Below are 17,777 nucleotides of genomic sequence, written 5' to 3' on the forward strand. Positions count from 1 at the left end.
CTCCATGCCCAAGGCCCCCGAAACCCCCGCTCCTCCCGCCGAACCTGCCAGCTACGAGGCGGCCCTGGAAGAGCTGGAGCAACTCGTGGCCCGCATCGAGTCGGGCCAGTTGCCGCTGGACCAGATGCTGGCCGGCTACCAGCGCGGCGCCACGTTGCTGGCGTTTTGCCGCCAGCGGCTCGAAGCCGTGCAGGACCAGATCAAGGTGCTGGATGAAGGGCAACTGCAACCATGGAACCAGGAATGAGCGCGGTGCCAATGAATTTCGAGAGCCAGCCGCTGGACATGAACCTCTGGAGCCAGAACCACCTGGCCCGGGTGGAGCAGGCCCTGTCGCAATGGGTGGGCGATGGCGCACCCGCCGGGCTGGGCGACGCCATGCGCTATGCCGTGCTCGATGGTGGCAAGCGGCTGCGGCCCCTGCTGGTGCTGGCGGCCTATGAGGCGGTCTGCAGCGGCGCACCGGCCTCTGCGGTGGTTGACGATGCCGCGCTGCGCGCTGGCCTGGACGAGGCGGCCCTGCGGGCCGCGTGCGCGGTGGAACTCATTCACGCCTACTCGCTGGTGCACGACGACATGCCCTGCATGGACAACGACGTGCTGCGCCGTGGCAAGCCCACCGTGCATGTGCAGTTTGGCGAGGCCCAGGCGCTGCTGGCGGGCGATGCCTTGCAGGCCTTTGCATTTGAGCTGCTCACGCCCGACAACACCCTCATCCCCGCCGCCACGCAGGCCACGCTGTGCAGGCTGCTGGCGCGGGCCGCCGGCTCGGCCGGCATGGCGGGCGGGCAGGCCATCGACCTGGCCAGCGTGGGTGTGGCGTTGACCGAAGACCAGTTGCGCCAGATGCACCGGCTCAAGACCGGCGCGCTGCTGCAGGGCAGTGTGCTCATGGGGGCGGCGTGCGGCCACGCCGTGGGCGAGGCCTACCAGGCGCTGTCCGACTACGGGGCCGCCATGGGTCTTGCGTTCCAGGTGGTGGATGACATCCTTGACGTGGTGGCCGATTCCGCCACGCTGGGCAAGACGGCCGGCAAGGACGCTGCGGCCGACAAGCCCACCTATGTGTCTTTGCTGGGGCTTGCGCGGGCGCAGGCCTATGCCCAGGAGCTGCTGGCCGAGGCCCATGCGGCCCTGGCCCGCAGTGGCCTGCCCGATACCCGCGCGCTGGCGGCCCTGGCGGACATGGTGGTGCGCCGCTCGCACTGAGCCTGGCCCGATGATCCGTGCTGCACCCTGTTCATGCCCGTTGCAGTGAAATCAATGCCAAATTGGCCTCCAGCGCTTTCCTGTAAAGCGCTGGCAGCTATGAAAAAAATAGTAAATGTCCACGATGTCCTTTCCCCTGCTGCAGACCATCAATGACCCGGCCGACCTGCGCCAGCTTTCGCGCGCAGATCTCAAGGCCCTGGCGACCGAGTTGCGCGGGTTCGTGATCGAAAGTGTTGCGCGCACGGGTGGGCACCTCAGCTCCAACCTGGGCACGGTGGAACTGACGATCGCGCTGCACCATGTCTTCAACACCCCTGAAGACCGCCTGGTGTGGGACGTGGGCCACCAGACCTATCCGCACAAGATCCTGACCGGCCGCCGCGACCGAATGCACACGCTGCGCCAGTTGGGCGGCATCTCGGGCTTTCCGCAGCGGGCCGAGAGCATTTACGACACCTTTGGCACGGCGCATTCGAGCACCAGCATCTCGGCCGCGCTGGGCATGGCGCTGGCCGCCAAGCGCAAGGGCGAAAACCGCCACGCCGTGGCGATCATCGGCGATGGCGCCATGAGTGCGGGCATGGCCTTCGAGGCGCTGAACAACGGCGGTGTGGCCGATGCCAACCTGCTCGTGGTGCTGAACGACAACGACATGAGCATCAGCCCGCCCGTGGGCGCGCTCAATCGCTACCTCGCTCAGCTCATGAGCGGGCAGTTCTACGCGGCTGCCAAGAACGTGGGCAAGACCGTGCTGCGCCCCGTGCCGCCCCTGCTGGAGCTGGCCAAGCGCTTCGAGCAGCAGGCCAAGGGCATGGTGGTGCCTGCCACGTTGTTCGAGAAGTTCGGCTTCAACTACATCGGCCCCATCGATGGGCACGACCTCGACTCGCTGATCCCCACGCTGGAGAACATCAAGGGCCTCAAAGGCCCGCAGTTCCTGCACGTGGTCACCAAAAAAGGCCAGGGCTACAAGCTGGCCGAGGCCGACCCCGTGGCCTACCATGGCCCCGGCAAGTTCGACCCCTCCGTGGGCCTCACCAAGCCCGCCACGCCGCCCAAGCAGACGTTCACGCAGGTGTTTGGTCAGTGGCTGTGCGACATGGCCGCACACGACTCTCGCCTGGTGGGCATCACGCCCGCCATGCGCGAGGGCTCGGGCATGGTGGAGTTTGAAAAACGTTTCCCGGACCGCTACTACGACGTGGGCATTGCCGAGCAGCATGCCGTAACCTTTGCCGCCGGCATGGCCTGCGAAGGCGTCAAGCCGGTGGTGGCGATTTACTCCACCTTCTTGCAGCGCGGTTATGACCAGCTGATCCACGACGTGGCCCTGCAAAACCTGCCCGTGGTGTTTGCGCTGGACCGCGCGGGCCTGGTAGGCGCCGACGGTGCCACGCATGCAGGCGCGTACGACATCCCGTTTGTGCGCTGTATTCCCAACATGAGCATGGCCTGCCCGGCTGACGAGCGCGAATGCCGCCAACTGCTCAGCAGCGCCTTCGAGCAGGACCACCCCGTGGCCGTGCGTTACCCGCGTGGCAGCGGGGCCGGTGTGGCGCCGCTGGCGGCGTTGGATGGCCTGCCTTTTGGCAAAGGCGAGATCCGTCGCGAGCGCCAGGGCACCGATGCCAAGGCGCCGCGCATTGCGATCCTGTCGTTTGGCACGTTGCTGTACCCCGCGCTGGAAGCGGCCGAGGCTCTGGACGCCACGGTGGTCAACATGCGCTGGGCCAAACCCATCGACGAGGGCTTGTTGCGCGAGGTGGCCGAGCGCCACGATGCGCTGGTCACGCTGGAAGAAGGCGCGATCATGGGCGGTGCGGGCAGCGCCGTGACCGAAGCGCTCCACAGCATGGGCATCGTGCGGCCCGTGCTGCAGCTGGGCCTGCCGGACGTGTTCATCGAACATGGCGACCCGGCCAAGCTGCTTGCGTTGCAGGGGCTCGATGCCGAGGGAATCCGCCTTGCGATCGAGCGGCGGTTTTTGCCCGCGCTGCAGTCTGTGCGGGCTGCCTGATCTGCCAAGGTGGTCTGCCGCAGTCCCGTTTTGCAGCGGGGTGCGTGCGGCTGTCCCCAAGATGCTTGCAGAAGCCTGAAGCCATGTGCAAGGGCCGGGATTTTCGCGGGAAAACCCGCAAAAGTCTGAGGGGGCATGTTTCTACAATGAACCCGGCTCAAACAAGTCCTTGACGGCGCCGTGCACAACGCGTGCGCCCAAGTTTCGCAATCACTATATCGGAGAGAACCTCATGGATCGTCGTTCAATCATCAAGCAGGCTGGCATCGCTGGCGTGCTGGCTGCAGGCGTTGCGCCTGCCGTCCACGCCCAGGCTGCCATTCGTTGGCGTCTGGCTTCCAGCTTCCCCAAGTCGCTGGACACCATCTATGGCGGCGCTGATGTGTTCTCCAAGGCCGTCAAGGCCATGTCGGGTGGCAAGTTTGAAATCTCCGTGCACGCTGGTGGCGAGCTGATGCCCCCCTTTGGCGTGATGGACGGCGTGCAGCAGGGCACCGTGGAGATGTGCCACACCGTGCCTTACTACTTCTACGGTAAGAACCCTGCCTTCGCGCTGGGTTCGGCAGTGCCCTTCGGCTTCAATGCCCGCCAGATGAATGCCTGGATGCTGCATGGCAATGGCCGCAAGCTGATGAACGAGTTCTACGCGAACTACAACGCCATCAGCTTCGCCGGCGGCAACACCGGCACCCAGATGGGTGGCTGGTTCCGCAAGGAAATCAAGTCGCCCGCCGACTTTAAGGGCATGAAGATGCGCCTGGGCGGCGGCCTGATTGGCGAGGTGATGCAAAAGCTGGGCGCTGTGCCCCAGAGCATCCCTGGCGGCGAAATCTACCAGGCCCTCGAAAAGGGCACGCTGGACGCTGCTGAATGGGTGGGTCCGTACGACGACCAGAAGCTGGGCTTCAACAAGGTGGCTCCGTTCTACTACTACCCCGGCTGGTGGGAAGGTGGCCCGGAAGTGGACTTCTTCGTCAACCAGAAGGCCTTCGACGGCCTGTCTGCCGAGAACAAGGCCATCATCGAAGCCGCAACCAACGTGGCCCACATCGACATGCTGGCCAAGTACGACGCGCTGAACCCGACGGCCCTCAAGCAACTGGTGGCTGCCAAGACCAAGGTGCTGCCGTTCTCGCAAGCCGTGATGGACGCTTCGTTCAAGGCCTCCATGGAAGTCTTCGCCGCCAACGACGCGAAGAGCCCCGAGTGGAAGAAGATCTACGCCGACATGCGCGCATTCCAGCGCGACCAGGTGCTCTGGTTCCGCTTTGCCGAAGCCCGCTACGACTCGTTCATGTCTTCGCAGAAGCTCTGATCCCGAGTGGCTCTGGAATGGCGGCGCAAGCTGCCATTCCAAGGTCTGCAAAACCCGTCCTCTTTTGGGCGGGTTTTTTTTCGTCCCGGTGTTCTGCGAGGCGGCGCCTTGCTGCGGCCATGCGGCCCCCTTCAACCGCAGGAACGTGGGCAAGGTCCCAAGCCACAGCCGGCGGCTTGACTCTCGATGCCTTGGAGCGCGCGGCCGTTGCCCGTGTACCGCTGAAGCCTTTCGATTCGTGAAGGGCTTCCTTGTGGCTGCTCGCCGCTAAGAAAGAGGGTGGCAGGAGATCAAGGGGCTCATCTGCTTGCGCGATGCGCCAAAGTCGATGCCCCACCGCTACCTCCATGATCCATGGCGCACGGCCCCCCTGCGTCTGCTCCATAAAAAATGTCCGCTGTCAAGTCTTTGGTGCGGACCTGCAGTGGTGCGAAAGGTCTTATGGGGCAATGGGTTAGGCCAGATTCGCCCTGTTGCGTACTCTCGCCGCTTTTGGAGCTAGGTGCCGCATAGGCGCTTCGCGGTGGTGAGCGCAGGGGCATCGCAGCGGGCAAGGTCGCATTGCCATCATAGCCTCGGCTTGTCGCCGCCCAGCTCCCAAAGCGAAGCGCAGTCCGTGGGCTGCGCTTTCGTTGGTGGCGCGATGACAAGGGTATCCGCGTCGTCAGGGCTGTTTCGGTTTCGGTGGTGAGGCCCTGGTCATCGCTCCCTTCCGGAATCCCCGATCCCCCGCCATGAACGCTTCCAGCATATGCGGAATCAGCGTCGCCGCATCCACAGCCTCGCCATACGCTTGTGCGTGAAGCGCAGCGTACTGGTCGAGGTCGGCTTTCAAGCTGACCGGGCATGCAAAGGTCAGCTTGGTGGATTCAAGTTTCGGCAGCGGCCCGAGGCGGAGTTTTTTTGTCGTACTCATCGCGTAGTTCCCCTCAGGTAGAACATGGGCTGGTAAGGACGGAGCCGTAAGTCGCGGTTGGCGACGATCCGCACCGACAACCCCGGCCGCGCCGTCAGCGTCGGCTGGACGTTCATGTTGCGCCGAGTCATCTCCTGCCCGACCTGATTGATGCTGTCCTGGGCACTGTCGCGCCCGGCGATGATGATGCGGTTGCCGTCCTGCCGGTTCTCCGGCGCGGCCAGTTCGGCCCCCACGCCCAACAGCGTGGTCAATGCCGCCCCGGCCAGGATGCGGCCCCAGTGCCGGTCTACCTCGTCCTCCACACCGGCATAGCCGGCGGGATCGGTGCCCACGAGGTTGTCGAGCGTCAGCGAAGACGTGTCCGGCAGGATGATCCGGTGCCACACCATTTGCACCCGGCTCTGGCCATAGCTCACCTGGCTGTTGTAGCGGCCCAGGATGCGCGAGCCCTGCGGGATCAGCAGGAATTTTCCAGTGGCCGTGTCATAGACCGGTTCCGTTACCGTGGCGATCACGTCGCCCGGCAGATCGGACTTGATGCCCGTCACCAGCGCCGCCGCAATCACCGTCCCGGCCATGACCTGGTACGGCGAGGCCGACATTTGCAGATTCCCGGAATTACGGGTTTCCGTAGAACCGCCTTTCAGGAACGCCTCCTTCTGCTCCTGGCGGTTCTGCACCGTGGTCGGGTCGGCTGGCTGGGCCCCGGTCGAGGCTGGCCCGGCGGCCAGCGGGTCAAAGGCCGCCATGGCGCTGGGTGCACCGGGTGCCGCTTGCGGGATAGCACCAGCGGCTTGTCCCGGCTTGCCCGAGCGGAAGAACACCGACGACGCCGCTGCCGCTTCCGCCTCCTTGCGCAAGGCATCCTCGGGATCATGGCCCGGCGGCGCATAGGTGGGCGCCATCGGCTGCTGCGAGGCCACGATGGCCGGGCCGAGATCGCCCGGCAGCGGCGGCCCCAGTTCGGGCACCTTGGGCAGCTTGGAGTAGTCCGAAGGCAACCCATCCAGCCCCTCGGACTTCGACACGCGATCGACGTTGTACAGCTCGCTCTGCCCACCGCCGCGCCGGTGCGGCTGCAGCGACCAGATCGTGGCGCCGAGCACGGCGACCGACAGGCCGCCAGTGAGGATGGTCAAGGTGCGCCGGTTCAGGCGCGTGACCGGGCGCGGCTGCGCGCGCAGCGCCACAGCATCGGGCGCCACCTTGCCCGCCTGCTGCGTGGCGAGGTCGGGAGTGTCATCCTGGCCCATGTCAATTCCTCCCTACGCCATCCGTGCGCTCAATCCGCACCACGTCGCCCTTGTCCCCGCCCAGCCGCAACTCGGCCGCACCAAACAGCCGATCCACGATGTAGTACGGCGATCGGAAGCGGTAGTTCACCAGTTGCCCGTCGCCCTGCGCGCCGATCACAAACAGCGGCGGCAGCTCGCCATGGGCAATACCTGGCGGGAACTGGATGTAGACCTTCTCGCCGTCATCGAAAGCGCGCAGCGGCTTCCACGGCGGATTGCTGCCGCTGACCGCATAGCGGAAGCGGATCTTCTCCAGCGACAGGCCGCTATCGACCGGCGCAGCCGCACCGGCCGCCTGCGCCTGGCGCTGCAAGGCCAGCATCTTGTCCTTGGGATACTCCCAGGACACCGACGCCATCCATGTCTTCTCGGTCGCGGTCAGCTCTAGCAGGTAGGTACGTCGGCTGGTCGTGATGACCAGATTCGTCTTCAACCCCGAGCGGATCGGCTTGACCATCACATTGACGCGCAAGTCCGCGCCGGAACCGCTGGACGTATCGCCCACGATCCAGCGAACGGTATCGCCCGCAGCCACCGTCACCAGTTCTTCGCCGGGTTGCAAGGCAACCACCGTCACGCGGCCCACAGCCGCATAGACCTGGTACAGCGCGCCATCGGTGAAGGGCCAGACCTGGATCGCGTTCACATAGCCCTCGCGCGTGGGTGCGATGCGCGCCTCGGCATTGGCGCGTGATACGCGCACCTTCTCGTCCGCAGGCTCTTGCGCAAGTTTGGCGTCCCCCGTGCCGGACAACGGCATCAGTTGCCCCGGCAAAGCCAGCGGCTCGGGTACGCTGACCACCTCCACGGGCTTCGGCGCTTCGGGCAGCGGTTGCGCTTGCACCGGTTCATCGAGCGAGATGGACGGCGGCGGCTTGCCCTGCGTGGCGCAGCCCGCAAACAAGACGGTGGATGCCAGCAGGATCACCGGCAAAGCGGGCTTACGGAAATGTGCATTCATGGTTTTGCTCCTTCGTTCGCTTCCAACTCGCGGCTCCACGACAGACCATTGACGTAGATGCCCAGGGGGTTTTTGCGCACACGCTGCTCGGTGCGCGGGGTTTGCAACACGGTGGAAACCACCGCGTTCCAGCGTTCGGTGCGATCCAGCGCACCATTCACAAAGCGTGTCTCCGTCCAGCGCACGTTGAAAGACGACTCACTGGCGCGGGTCACGCTGCTGATCTGCACCGTCACCGACTCCTTGCCGATGCGCGCAAACGGGTCATTGGTGCGGGCGTACTCGTTCAGCACCACCGCCCCCTTGTCGGTGGTGTAGTCGTAGGCATCCAGCCAGTTCTGCCGCACGACGATGGGGTCGATGGACAGCGAGCGCACCAGGCCGATGAAGCGGCCGAGGTGGTAGGCGATCTGCGCATCGCTGGGCTTGTAGGGCGTGGCGGCTTCGCCGACGGCCCGAACCTGGCCCGCGTTGTCCACCTCGATGACGTAGGGCGTGACGATGGACTGGGCCGAGCGCCAGACCAGGCCACCCGCCATCAGCACGGCCAGCGTCAAGCAGCCGAAGGCCATGAAACGCCAGTTCTTCGCCTGCACGCGGGCCGAGCCAATGCGCTCGTCCCACACCTGGGCGGCCGATTGGTAGGGGGTGGCAGGCTGCGGCGTGTCGGCGTAGCGCACCTGCGGTCGTTTGAATCGCATAAGGGTTCTCCTTGAAGTTCAGGAATTGGAATCACGCAGGCTTGGCCCCTGGCTGGAACTGCCGGCGTCGCCACCGCGCAGCGTGTGGGCGGCGGTCGTGGCGGCATGGCTGAGTTGCTGCCTGCGGTGCAGGCGCTTGGCCCAGGCGGGTTGCTCGGTGGGTGGTGACGAAACGGCTGCATCGGCGGTGCCACCCGACGCGGCGCCAGCCGCTCCCGTTCCAGAGGCGGGGCCACCACCTTCCTGGAACGCCGCTGCGGCGCGCTTTGTCATCGAACGCGCGCCCTCGGCCACCTTCTGCCCGGCCGCCTGTGCGCCGGTCTTGGCGACATTGCCCATGCCAGTGGCGGCACCCTTGAGGCCACCACCGGCCGAAGCAGAACCCGCCTGGTACGCCGACTTGGCGCTGCTGGCGGTCGATGCCATCGAGCGGGCACCGTCTCCGGCCACCTTGGCGGCCGCGGGCGCCATGCGGGCTCCGGCCGCCACTGCGCTGCCCACGCCCGTGGCCGCGGCACCGACCACCACGGCGGTACCGGCTGCACCGATGGCAGCCCCGGCCATCGCTCCCGCGCCAAGCTGTGGCCCACCGGACACCAACCCGGTCGCAATGCCCGGTCCGAAGATGCCCAACGCGAGCATGGACAGCGAGGCCAGCATGATGACCAACGCCTGGTCGATGGAGGGCTCGGCGCCTGCCGGAATCGTGAACTCAGAGAACAGCCCAGACCCGATCCCCACGATGACGGCGAGCACCAGCACCTTGATGCCCGAGGACACCACGTTGCCCAACACCTTCTCGGCCAGAAACGCCGTCTTGTTCCAGAGGGCAAACGGCACCAGCACAAAGCCCGCGAGTGTCGTCAGCTTGAACTCGATCAGCGTCACGAAGAGCTGCACTGCCAGCACGAAGAAACTAACGATGACCACCAGCCAGGCGAAGAACAGCACCACGATCAGATCGATGTGGACGAACACCTCTGGAAAGCCTGCCAAGTCGCCAATTTGCGTGAAGATAGGCGCCGCTGCTTCCACACCCACCTTGGCCAGGTGGCCCGGTTGCAGGAAGTTGCCCATGCTCAAGGTCGAGCCGCTGGCCGTCAGGCCCAGACCCGCAAACGACCGGAACACGATGCCCGCCAAGGTATTGAAGTTGCCGATGATGTAGGCGAAGGCTCCGACATACAGCACTTTGCGGATCAGCTTGGCGATCACGTCCTCACCCTGGCCGGTGGCATGGCTCATGGCCCAGAACAGCCCCGCCAACGTCATGTCGATGACGATCAGCGTGGCCGTGAGGAATGCCACCTCGCCCTGCAGCAGCCCAAAGCCCGAGTCGATGTAGCGCGAGAACGTGTCGAGGAATCGGTCAATGACCGTCACGTCGTTCATGGCTGTGCTCCGTCAGTTGCCGTAGAAGTTGACGGGATGCGGCGTGTACGGGGTGCCCGTACCCTGAAAACGCCGCCGTACTTCTCGCCCGCGCTCGGCTGCAGCCGCCTGCCGAGCCAGTTCCAGCGAGGCCGCCCGATCCTGTGTGATCTGCAATCGCTGCGTCTGGATGGACTGCTTGGCCTGCAGGGCCAAGAGTTGGTTCATGGCCTGCATGGCCTGAAGCGCACCTTCAGCCGATTGGCTCTTGCCCACGAGGTCAGCGAGAACGCCTTCGTCATCGCTCAGGTTCTGCGAGGCCTGGGCCTGCATCTGCATCGTGGTCTGCAAGCCGTTCAGTGTGTTCTTCCAGCGCTCTTGCGTATCGCGGTACATCTGATCGCCGCTCACCGTGGCGGCGTACTGTTCGGGATATAGCCGCTGGAAATCCTGATCCATGCGCGCCACGTCGTAGGCCATGCCTTTGGCCCGAGCGATCAGCCGCTGCGTGGTCGCCAGATTGCTGCGTAGGCGGCTCACCACATTGAACGGCAGGCTCGCTAAGTTGCGGGCTTGGTTCGTCAGCATCTGCGCCTCGTTCTGGAGCTGCTGGATCTGGTTGTTGATCTGCTCCAGCGTGCGGATCGCGGTCAGCGTGTTCTGCACGAGGTTCGTGGGGTCGATCACGACCCATTGCGCCTGCACGGCGGGCACTGTGCAGAGCAGGGATGCGGCGACGGCGGCGGCGATAAGGTGCTTCTTCATGATGGGTTCTCCTGTGGGTGGTCAGCGGTGCGAGCGGAAAACTGAGAGGTCAGCGGCGCAAGGCCGGGGAACGAGGGCAGCAGATCGGCCGCCCAATCGAGGCCACGATGGCACAGCCAGGCACCCGCGAAGCCGGGCACGCCTGCGTCCAGCAGTACGCGATCCATGTTCCGCTGGTCCTGCGGCGAGGACGCGCCCGCAAAGGCTAGCGTCGCGGCCCCCAGGTCGAGGTCGAACAGGCGGTTGCCGAGGCGGGATTGGTAGTAGTAGTCGCGCTTGGGCTGCGCGGTGGCGACGATCTCGATCTGGCGGCTATTGAGGCCGAAGCCCTCGTAGATCGTGCGAATCTGCGGCTCGCTCGCCTGCGGATTCGGCAGGAAGATGCGGCTGGCGCAGCTTTCGATGATCGCGGGCGCGATGCTCGAATCCTTGATGTCCGCGAGCGACTGCGTGGCGAAGATGACGCTGACGTTCTTCTTGCGCAGCGTCTTGAGCCACTGGCGGATGCGGGCAGCGAATACCGGGTCATCGAGGAACAGCCACGCTTCATCGAGGATCAGCAGCGTGGGGGCACCGTCAAAGCGTTCGTCGAAGCGCGCAAAGAGGTAGTGCAGCACGGCCATGACGGCGGCCTTGCTGTGCATCAGCTCTTCCATCTCGAAGCACTGAACGGAGCCGAAGCCCAGGCGATCCGAATCCGCATCCAGCAGCTTGCCGTGCGCGCCGCCGAGCACATAGGGCGCGAGCGCCTGGCGCAGCGCGTTCGATTGCAATAGCACGGACAGGCCAGTCATCGTGCGCTGCTCCACGGGCGCACCGGCAAGGCTGCCGAGCGCCGACCAGATCGCCGCTTTCTCATCGGGGCCGACCGCCACCCCTTCGTGCAACAGGCGGCCCTCGATCCATTCGGCCGCCCATGTGCGGTAGCCTTCGCGGTCGATGCGCGCGAGCGGCTGGAAAGCGATCTCGCCATCCGTGCCCAGGTCATAGTGCTCGCCTCCCAGCCCGAGGATGGTGGCACGCATGGAACGCCCCATGTCGAAGGCAAAGATGCGCGAGCCGGGGTAGCGGCGGAACTGCATCGCCAGCGTGGCGAGCAAGACCGACTTGCCCATGCCGGTCGGCCCGGCCACCAGCGTGTGGCCCACGTCGCCAATGTGCGTGACCAACCGGAACGGCGTGGCGCCTTCGGTGCGGGTCACGATCAGCGGCGGCCCGTCGAGATGGGCATTGCGCTCAGGGCCTGCCCATACGGCGGACACCGGCATCAGGTGCGCCAGGTTCAGCGTCGAAACGATGGGCTGGCGCACGTTCGCGTAGGCGTGGCCCGGAATTGACGACAACCACGCATCGACCGCGTTCAGGGTTTCAGGAATAGTGACGAAACCACGGCCCTGAATGACGCGCTCCACCATGCGCAGCTTCTCGTCGGCCACGGCGGGATCGGCATCGAGCACCGTCACCGTGGCGGTGACGTAGCCGAAGGCCACTTGGTCGCTACCCAGCTCCTGCAGGGCCGCGTCCGCATCGGCCGACTTGTTGCTGGCGTCGGTATCGACCAGCGGCGATTCCTGCTGGAAGATGGTTTCGCGCAGTAAGGCGATGACGTTCTTGCGCTTGGCGAACCACTGGCGGCGCAGGCGCCCCAATTCCCGTTCCGCCTCGGATTTGTCCAGGCAGAGAAAGCGCGTACTCCAGCGATACGCAAATCCGAGGCGGTTGAGGTCGTCCAGAATCCCCGGCCAGGTCGAGGTCGGAAAACCTCGCACCGTCGTCACGCGCAGGTGCTGGTCGCCCAGCATCGGAGCCAGCCCACCAATGAGCGCGGAATCGGCCAGCAGCGCATCGAGGTGAAACGGCACTTCGGGCACTGGCACGGGATAGCGTCGCGTGGAAATGGTCGCGTGCAGGTAGGTCAGCGTCTGCGCGTCATCGAGCCATGCGATTTCCGGCATCACGCCATCGAGCAGGTCAAACACGCGATCCGTTTCCGCCTGAAATGCTGTCAGGCGCTCGCGCCAGTCCACGCCCTCGGTGGGTCGGTTCTCGTACAGCAGCCCCGCTGCGCGGGCGCGCGATTCCTCGGGCGGCAGGTACACCAGCGTCAGGTGGTAGCCGCTCTCGAAGTGATGCCCAGCTTCCTCGAAGCTGGCCCGGCGCTCCTCGTCCACCAGCCACGACAACTGTTCCGGAAACTCGGAGTGCGGGTAATCGGCGGCAGCGCGGCGCTCAGCCTCCACGAACAGCGCCCAGCCCGAACCCAGGCGGCGCAGCGCGTTGTTCAAGCGCGCCGACGTGGCGATCAGCTCGCCCTGCGTGGCGCTGTCCAGATCAGGCCCACGGAAACGCGCCGTGCGCTGGAAGGAACCATCCTTGTTCAGCACTACGCCAGGGGCCACCAGTCCGGCCCACGGCAGCCAGTCGGCCAGCAGCGCGGGCCGTTGGCGGTATTCGGTAAGGTTCAGCATGGCATCCCCCTACACGTCCAGCAGCGGCTTGTGCTTGATGTGCCGCGCGAAGACCTGCATGAACTGCGGATCGACGCGCGCGCCCCACACCGTCAGCGAATGGCCGACGATCCAGAGCACCACGCCCGGAATCCACAGTTGCAGGCCCAGCCCGACAGCAGCAGCCAAGGTGCCGTTGGCAATCGCCACGGTGCGCGGCGCACCGCCCATCAGAATCGGCTCGGTCAGCGAGCGATGCAAAGGCACCTCGAACCCGGCCGCGAAGTTGTCTGGGCCGCTCATACGACTGCCCCACCCGAGAAGCTGAAGAACGACAGGAAGAAGCTCGAAGCGGCGAACGCGATGGACAGACCGAACACGATCTGGATCAGCTTGCGGAATCCTCCCGAGGTATCGCCGAAGGCGAGTGCCAGGCCCGTGGCGATGATGATGATGACGGCAACGATGCGCGCCACCGGCCCCTGGATCGACTCCAAGATGGATTGCAGCGGCGCTTCCCACGGCATCGAGGAGCCGGCGGCCTGCGCGGTGCCGGCCAGGAACAGCAGCAACGCGGCCAGCAGCAGCCCTTGCGCCGCAGGGCGGGCCAGGCTGCGCAGCCGTGCGAGGTTGGGCAGACGCGAAAGCGGATTTACGGAAATACGGAAAGCAGCAACGTGCGTCATGAAAGTTCTCCAGGTGGATCAAGGGACAGGGAAGGTGCAGCGGCAGGCACTGCGGAGGAAACCGGCGGCAACTCGGGAAACGGCGTTTCCAGCGCCCCCAAGGCATCCACCAGTTGGTAGCCCACGCCGTCGAAGCCGACGACACGGGCGATGCTCTCGATGCGGCGCTTGCGCCCGCGCCCGGCGATGTGGATCACCACATTGACCGCTTCGGCGATCAGCGCACGGGGTGGGTTCACCGCCACTTCGAGAATCAGTTGCTCCAGGCGCAGCAATGCGCCGATGGCGGAGCCCGCATGGATCGTGGCGATGCCGCCCGGATGGCCCGTGCCCCACACCTTGATGAGGTCCAGCGCCTCGGCGCCGCGCACTTCGCCCACGACGACACGATCGGGACGCAGCCGCATGGAAGAGCGCACCAGTTCCTGCATGGACACCACGCCTCGGCGCGTGCGCAGTGGCACGTGGTCACGGGCGGCGCATTGCAGCTCCACCGTGTCTTCGAGCACCAGCACGCGGTCGCCCGTGGCGGCGATCTCCGCCAGCAGCGCATTGGCCAGGGTGGTCTTGCCGCTGCTGGTAGCCCCCGCGATCAGGATGTTCTGCCGCTCGCGCACCGCACGGATGAGGTAGTCCGCCTGGGCGCGGGTCATCATGCCGTCGGTGACGTAGCGCTCCAAGGGGATCACGCCGATGGCGCGCTTGCGCAGTGCGAAGGCCGGGCCTGGTGCGGCCGGGGGCAGGATGCCCTCGAAGCGTTCGCCGGTTTCGGGCAGCTCCGCCGACAACAGCGGCTGGCCGCGATGCACTTCTGCGCCGACGTGGGCCGCTACGAGTCGGATGATGCGTTCGCCGTCCGCTTCGGACAGATCCACACCCATCGGGGAACGACCCGAGGAAAGCCGGTCGATCCACAAGGTGCGATCGGGGTTGAGCATGATTTCCACCACGTCCGGGTCTTCGAGCGCGGCGGCGATCAGCGGCCCCATTGCTGTGCGCAGCATCTGGATGCGCCGGTCCAGTGACGTGGCGGCCGATGAACGAGGTTCTGCCGGGAGTTGGGGAACGGCGTTCATGAGGCACGCTCCTGCGCTTCATCCATGCGCGTGGGGTCTGGATGCAACTCCTCCACCACGTCCCGCACCAAGCTGCGCCCGCGCAACAGATGGCGACCCAGCTGTTCGACGAACTGTTCGAAGCGGGCCTTGCCCTGGGCACGCGCTGCGTCCTGATGGGCCTCTGGCACCGGCGTGCTCACCGTGAGGAAGTAGCGGATGAACAGCGCCAGTGTTTCAATTTGGATGTTCTGGTCGCGCTCCAAGCACTCGGCATGGCGCGACAGGCGATCCAGCCGTTTGGCAACTGCTGCTTCGCGCTGGTCGGCCGCGTCAGGCGACAGCCACGATGCGAGCGCCGCAGCGACGATGGACGACTTGGAAACGCCTTTCTTGGCGGCCAACTCATCGAGCCGTTTGCTGTGCTCTGGCTGGATGAATACATTGAGGCGGTGCTGGGTCATAGGTCGATTCCGTCGTTGGGGTCGAGGGATGCCAGCCGGGCCGTGCGCTGCAGCGCCGGGTCAAGCTGGCGCGGGAGGGGAAGCGGCGCGTCGTCGTCATCGAGCAGCGCGAGGTCGTTGGCTGCGGATGCCTGTTCGGGTTGGTACTCGGAGACTTCGGAAAGCTCGGGCTGGCGGCGCGGGCCGCCGTCGTCGGCAGCGGCAGCGAAGCCTTCAGCGGCATCAGTGACAGAGGCGATCGGCACAGCGGGAATCGCCAACGCACTCCAGTCGTCGGCACGCGAGGGAGGTACGTCGGCGTAGCGTCCCGCAGTCAGAACGGGCGGCGGCAGCACGCGGTGCTTGAAATTGCTGTCCGCGTAGTAGCGCAGCTTCTTGGCTTTGATCGGCGCCAAGCTGGACACCATCACCACGGCCTCATCGGGCGGAAGCTGCATGACTTCGCCGGGCGTCAAGAGCGGCCGGGCCGTCTCCTGGCGCGACACCATCAGATGGCCCAGCCACGGCGCCAGGCGGTGGCCCGCGTAGTTGCGCTGGGATTTGAGTTCGGTGGCGGTGCCCAGGGTTTCTGAGATCCGTTTGGCGGTGCGTTCGTCGTTGGTGGCGAACGTCACGCGCACATGGCAGTTGTCCAGAATCGAATGGTTCTGGCCGTAGGCTTTGTCGATCTGATTGAGCGACTGCGCGATCAGGAAGCTGCGGATGCCATAACCCGCCATGAAGGCCAAGGCTGTCTCGAAGAAATCCAGGCGCCCGAGCGCCGGGAACTCGTCGAGCATCAGCAGCAGCTTGTGGCGGCGCTCAATGCCGTCGCTGCCGTCGAGTGATTCCGTGAGGCGCCGCCCGATCTGGTTCAGGATCAGGCGAATGAGCGGCTTCGTCCGCGAAATGTCCGATGGCGGCACCACGAGATACAGCGAGACGGGATGCTCGGCTGCAATCAGGTCGGCGATGCGCCAGTCACAGCGCGAGGTGACTTCGGCCACCGTGGGATCGCGGTACAGGCCGAGGAACGACATGGCCGTGGAGAGCACGCCCGAGCGCTCGTTGTCGCTTTTGTTGAGGACTTCACGCGCGGCGGACGCCACCACCGGATGCGGGCCATCACCCAAGTGCGATGTGGTCATCATCCGGTGCAGCGTCAACTCAAATGGGCACGCGGGATCGGACAGGAAATTGGCAACCCCACGCAAGGTCTTGTCTTCGCCCGCATACAGCACATGCAGGATGGCGCCCACCAGCAGCGCGTGCGAAGTCTTCTCCCAGTGGTTTCGCTTCTCCAGCGCGCCTTCGGGATCGACCAGGATGTCCGCGATGTTCTGCACGTCGCGCACTTCATGCGCGCCGCGCCGTACTTCCAGCAGCGGGTTGTAGGCCGCCGACTTCGCATCCGTGGGGTTGAACAGCAGGCAGTGCGAGAAGCGCGAGCGCCAGCCTGCGGTGATGCTCCAGTTCTCGCCCTTGATGTCGTGGATGACGGCGGACGCGGGCCAGCTCAACAAGGTGGGCACCACCAGGCCGACGCCTTTGCCGCTGCGCGTGGGCGCGAACGTCAGGACATGTTCCGGGCCTTCATGGCGAAGGTACTGGTAGTCGTGCTGGCCCAGGAACACGCCGGCCGGCTGCGTGAGGCCCGCCTTGCGAATGTCCTCCTTGTTGGCCCACCGCGCCGTGCCATAAGTCGTGACCAGCTTGGATTGCCGCGAACGCCAGATCGACATGCCGATGGCAACCACCACCGCGAACAGGCCACTGCCTGCTGCAATGGCGCCACCCGTGTCAAAGACGTGGGGCGCATAGGCATCGAAGAAGAACCACCACTCGAACAGCCGCCAGGGGTGGTAGATCGGCGTGCCCAGTAGGTCGAACCAAGGCGAGCCCAGGCGTAGCTGGTAGCCCAAGGCGGCGGCTGTCCATTGTGTGGCGCCCCACACGCCGGAGATCACGATGCCGAACACCACGGCGATCTGACCGAACAGCACGTTCGTCCCTTGCATGACCCTGCCTCCATTCACGGCACAAAGACGTGCCGCAGGCATCAGGATCAGCGCCGTGGGGAGTACCGGTCAAAGACCGTTATCAGAATGTAGATGCCGCAAAAAGCATCGTTTCAGGCAGGAGAGAGCACAGTAAGAACGCCGCTAGCTAAGGCGCATTGCGGCGTATCGAACGAGAAAAAAGAACTGCGTTGCAGGCAGCAGACAATCAGAACTTGGGCGGTTCTTTGGATGGGGTGTATGGCACCTTGCCATCGCCCACGAAGCGTCGGCGCGTGGCTTCGGCCACGCGATTGCACAACGCGTCACCCAGCTTGGCCCGATCCAGCTTGCACTGCTGGCGCAGTTCCTTGAGGCGCTCAGGATTGGCCGCAAGGGATTCCACCGTCTCGGTGGAATTGGATGACTGGCCGCAGGCGGCGAGCATCGCCGCCAGCGATGACGACACAATGATCTTGAACAGGCTCATGGTTTTATTTCTCCAAAGAGTGGGGCTTGAGGCAAAGGCCGCAGCAGATCCGCACGGCCTTGATAGATTCAAACGAATTTCTTTAGGGCAATGCTGAAAAAGT

General features: G+C 65.2%; 17 protein-coding genes. 4 read left to right on the forward strand and 13 right to left on the reverse strand.

Annotated elements, in window-relative coordinates:
• Positions 1 to 4 precede the first annotated feature (4 nt).
• The 4 genes from NFX52_RS11995 (at position 5) to NFX52_RS12010 (ending at position 4,544) form a co-directional block, all read left to right on the forward strand.
• Positions 5 to 247: an exodeoxyribonuclease VII small subunit gene (locus NFX52_RS11995; RefSeq protein ID WP_252635655.1), complete on the forward strand. Its 243-nt coding sequence runs from the start codon at positions 5 to 7 to the stop codon at positions 245 to 247.
• The gene (locus tag NFX52_RS12000; protein WP_055400510.1) at positions 244 to 1,209 is read left to right on the forward strand and encodes a polyprenyl synthetase family protein; all 966 of its coding nucleotides are present in this window, start codon (positions 244 to 246) and stop codon (positions 1,207 to 1,209) included. The genes NFX52_RS11995 and NFX52_RS12000 overlap by 4 nt, the downstream gene beginning before the upstream one ends.
• 115 nt (positions 1,210 to 1,324) lie before the next feature.
• A complete protein-coding gene (gene dxs, locus NFX52_RS12005) occupies positions 1,325 to 3,229 on the forward strand; it encodes a 1-deoxy-D-xylulose-5-phosphate synthase (RefSeq protein WP_055400512.1) in 1,905 nt (634 codons plus the stop codon).
• Between the two features lie 232 nt (positions 3,230 to 3,461).
• The gene (locus tag NFX52_RS12010; RefSeq protein ID WP_055400514.1) at positions 3,462 to 4,544 is read left to right on the forward strand and encodes a TRAP transporter substrate-binding protein; all 1,083 of its coding nucleotides are present in this window, start codon (positions 3,462 to 3,464) and stop codon (positions 4,542 to 4,544) included.
• Between the two features lie 664 nt (positions 4,545 to 5,208).
• Here NFX52_RS12010 and NFX52_RS12015 read toward each other — a convergent pair.
• The 13 genes from NFX52_RS12015 to NFX52_RS12075 all read right to left on the reverse strand — a co-directional run bounded on the left by NFX52_RS12015 (position 5,209) and on the right by NFX52_RS12075 (position 17,674).
• A complete protein-coding gene (locus NFX52_RS12015) occupies positions 5,209 to 5,460 on the reverse strand; it encodes a DUF2274 domain-containing protein (RefSeq protein ID WP_055400516.1) in 252 nt (83 codons plus the stop codon).
• Positions 5,457 to 6,716, reverse strand: a complete 1,260-nt coding sequence (locus NFX52_RS12020) for a TraB/TrbI/VirB10 family type IV secretion system protein (RefSeq protein WP_055400518.1) — start codon at positions 6,714 to 6,716, stop codon at positions 5,457 to 5,459. Before NFX52_RS12020 ends, NFX52_RS12015 begins: the two co-directional genes overlap by 4 nt.
• A gap of 1 nt (position 6,717) precedes the next feature.
• Positions 6,718 to 7,719, reverse strand: a complete 1,002-nt coding sequence (gene trbG / locus NFX52_RS12025) for a P-type conjugative transfer protein TrbG (RefSeq protein WP_055400519.1) — start codon at positions 7,717 to 7,719, stop codon at positions 6,718 to 6,720.
• A complete protein-coding gene (gene trbF / locus NFX52_RS12030; protein ID WP_055400521.1) occupies positions 7,716 to 8,420 on the reverse strand; it encodes a conjugal transfer protein TrbF in 705 nt (234 codons plus the stop codon). Before trbF ends, trbG begins: the two co-directional genes overlap by 4 nt.
• Before the next feature lie 18 nt (positions 8,421 to 8,438).
• Positions 8,439 to 9,812, reverse strand: a complete 1,374-nt coding sequence (gene trbL, locus NFX52_RS12035; protein WP_055400523.1) for a P-type conjugative transfer protein TrbL — start codon at positions 9,810 to 9,812, stop codon at positions 8,439 to 8,441.
• A 12-nt stretch (positions 9,813 to 9,824) separates the two neighbouring features.
• Positions 9,825 to 10,556 carry a P-type conjugative transfer protein TrbJ gene (gene trbJ / locus NFX52_RS12040; protein WP_055400525.1) on the reverse strand — a complete coding sequence of 244 codons (732 nt, stop codon included), beginning with the start codon at positions 10,554 to 10,556 and terminating at the stop codon, positions 9,825 to 9,827.
• A complete protein-coding gene (trbE, locus tag NFX52_RS12045) occupies positions 10,553 to 13,024 on the reverse strand; it encodes a conjugal transfer protein TrbE (protein ID WP_055400526.1) in 2,472 nt (823 codons plus the stop codon). The genes trbJ and trbE overlap by 4 nt, the downstream gene beginning before the upstream one ends.
• 9 nt (positions 13,025 to 13,033) lie before the next feature.
• Positions 13,034 to 13,306 carry a VirB3 family type IV secretion system protein gene (locus tag NFX52_RS12050; protein WP_055400528.1) on the reverse strand — a complete coding sequence of 91 codons (273 nt, stop codon included), beginning with the start codon at positions 13,304 to 13,306 and terminating at the stop codon, positions 13,034 to 13,036.
• Positions 13,303 to 13,689 carry a TrbC/VirB2 family type IV secretion system protein gene (locus tag NFX52_RS12055; RefSeq protein ID WP_055400530.1) on the reverse strand — a complete coding sequence of 129 codons (387 nt, stop codon included), beginning with the start codon at positions 13,687 to 13,689 and terminating at the stop codon, positions 13,303 to 13,305. The genes NFX52_RS12050 and NFX52_RS12055 overlap by 4 nt, the downstream gene beginning before the upstream one ends.
• Positions 13,686 to 14,765: a P-type conjugative transfer ATPase TrbB gene (gene trbB / locus NFX52_RS12060; RefSeq protein ID WP_055400532.1), complete on the reverse strand. Its 1,080-nt coding sequence runs from the start codon at positions 14,763 to 14,765 to the stop codon at positions 13,686 to 13,688. The genes NFX52_RS12055 and trbB overlap by 4 nt, the downstream gene beginning before the upstream one ends.
• A complete protein-coding gene (locus tag NFX52_RS12065) occupies positions 14,762 to 15,208 on the reverse strand; it encodes a CopG family transcriptional regulator (RefSeq protein WP_055400534.1) in 447 nt (148 codons plus the stop codon). Before NFX52_RS12065 ends, trbB begins: the two co-directional genes overlap by 4 nt.
• A complete protein-coding gene (locus NFX52_RS12070; protein ID WP_055400536.1) occupies positions 15,205 to 17,205 on the reverse strand; it encodes a conjugal transfer protein TraG in 2,001 nt (666 codons plus the stop codon). Before NFX52_RS12070 ends, NFX52_RS12065 begins: the two co-directional genes overlap by 4 nt.
• Before the next feature lie 208 nt (positions 17,206 to 17,413).
• Positions 17,414 to 17,674: an EexN family lipoprotein gene (locus NFX52_RS12075; RefSeq protein WP_055400538.1), complete on the reverse strand. Its 261-nt coding sequence runs from the start codon at positions 17,672 to 17,674 to the stop codon at positions 17,414 to 17,416.
• Between the last annotated feature and the right edge of the window lie 103 nt (positions 17,675 to 17,777).

The sequence above is a fragment of the Acidovorax facilis genome (genome assembly GCF_023913775.1).
Taxonomy (GTDB): Bacteria; Pseudomonadota; Gammaproteobacteria; order Burkholderiales; family Burkholderiaceae_C; genus Acidovorax; species Acidovorax facilis.